This window comes from Mesorhizobium sp. M1A.F.Ca.IN.022.07.1.1 (genome assembly GCF_003997575.1).
Taxonomy (GTDB): domain Bacteria; phylum Pseudomonadota; class Alphaproteobacteria; order Rhizobiales; family Rhizobiaceae; genus Mesorhizobium.
In genome coordinates this window covers 1-1,714 of record NZ_RZST01000594.1, presented here as the reverse complement: position 1 = coordinate 1,714, position 1,714 = coordinate 1, and the positions used below count along the sequence as shown (strand labels likewise).

Annotated in this window: 2 protein-coding genes and 1 pseudogene; 2 read left to right on the top strand and 1 reads right to left on the bottom strand. The window is 62.4% G+C overall.

The window, feature by feature from the left end; translation table 11 throughout:
• Together EOA75_RS32560 and EOA75_RS32555 are read left to right on the top strand one after the other, a co-directional pair.
• A pseudogene (locus EOA75_RS32560) lies at positions 1 to 542 on the top strand (MCE family protein); the annotation flags it as partial.
• 88 nt (positions 543 to 630) lie between these two features.
• Positions 631 to 1,221 carry an ABC-type transport auxiliary lipoprotein family protein gene (locus EOA75_RS32555; RefSeq protein WP_127242177.1) on the top strand — a complete coding sequence of 197 codons (591 nt, stop codon included), beginning with the start codon at positions 631 to 633 and terminating at the stop codon, positions 1,219 to 1,221.
• Positions 1,222 to 1,254: 33 nt separating this feature from the next.
• On the opposite strand, the gene EOA75_RS32550 is transcribed toward EOA75_RS32555, so the two are convergent.
• A partial coding sequence (locus EOA75_RS32550; RefSeq protein WP_127326114.1) for an exonuclease occupies positions 1,255 to 1,714 on the bottom strand: 460 nt, incomplete at its 5' end.

The following is a 1,714-nucleotide window of genomic DNA, read 5'->3' as shown; positions in this document are numbered from 1 at the left end:
CGCAAGGGACGCTCGCCAAGGTCAACGGCGTTCTCGATGGGATAGATCCGGCGAATGTCCGTACGGCGCTCGCCAACATCCAGAAGGCAAGCGACAGCGCCAACAAGGCGGCCGCCGACATCGCCAAGGTCACCGACAAGATCGCCAACCGCTCCGACGACATCAACGATACGATCAAGAATGCCCGCCAGCTTGCGCAACGCCTCAACGACGCCTCCGTGCGCGTCGACGGAATTCTCGAGAAGGTCGACAAGCTTCTCGGGTCCGGTGAAGCCAATGGCGTAATGGCCGATGCTCGGGCGACGCTGAAGTCCTTCAAGCAGGTTGCCGATACGCTGAACTCTCGGCTGGGCACCATCGTCGACAATCTGTCGCGCTTCTCCGGCCAGGGCCTGCAGGATGTCGAGGCGCTGGTCCAGGCCAGCCGGCGCTCGATCAGCCGAATCGAGGAAGCGGTGACAGATCTCAGCCGAAACCCGCAGCGCATACTGACGGGCGGCGAGGGGGAGGTCCGTCAGTTTGACGGCAGGGCACGGCGTTGACTTCCGCTGCTGCGAACGCCAAGAACATGGATTGCAGCTGTAAGTTGATCATCAGATCCGGGGACAGTGGGGATCGCGCGTGAAGTTAGTGAGAGGGTTGAAGTCCGTTGCTGCCGCGACGCTCGTGTTCACGCTTGCAGGCTGCGCGGTACTGGGGGGCAGGCCGGCGCCGCTCGACACGTTCGAGCTTTCCGCGCCTTCGCTCGACATGCGAGGCCACAGCCGCCGCCAGATCCTGATCGCCCAACCCTCGGCGCTGAAGGCGCTGGACAGCCAGAACATCGTGATCAGGCCGTCCGACCAGTCGATCCAGTTCCTCAAGGGCGCGCAATGGGCGGACCGCCTGCCGCTGATCGTGCAGGCAAGGCTCGCCGAGACTTTTCAGCGCTCCGGCAGCTTTGCCGGTGTCGGCAAGCCGGGCGAGGGTTTGGCGATCGACTACCAGATCATCGTCGAGGTGCGGTCCTTCGAAGTCCGGGTCAATGGCGGCGAACATGCCGATGTCGAGCTGTTCGTGCGCATCCTCAACGATCGCAATGGCGAGGTGCGCGCCTCGAAGGACTTCACGGCCAGCGCACCGGTCTCGGGCGGCGGAAATGCCGCTTATGTCGGTGCCCTGGACAACGCGTTCGGCCAAGCGGCGAGGGACATCGTCCGCTGGACGGATTCGGTGATCTGAACGAATGCGCGTGCCTGTGCGGTGCCGCGCAAGCTACAAACACTCGAAGACGTCTGCCTGCAATTTTTCGGATTTCAACAGATGTTGCAGGGTGTAGGTCAGCGATAGCGCATCGTCGACAGCGTCGTGTGCCCGCAACGGAGCGTGGTCGACGCCATAGTAGTCCGCCAGCTTGTTGCTGGGTGTCCTCGCCAAATCTTCGATCGGCATCCCTGCCGCTAGCAGCAGCTTGACTGCATTGTCGAACCGGTTGGCTGGTATGGAAACGGGAATGCCGGCGACATAACAACTGATCGCGACCATGTTCAGCTCGTCCTTGCCCCAGGACCAAAAGCGCGCACCGTCGGAGAAGCGGTCGATGTCGGCAAGAGCTTCTGCCAATCCGACTCCCTCGGTCTCCAGGGTTTCTTCAGTGATGCCGGTGAGCTGGGTGAAAAACGGATCGAGCGCGTATCCCCGGCCGAATCGGTCAATCGGTTGCACATAGGCGCGG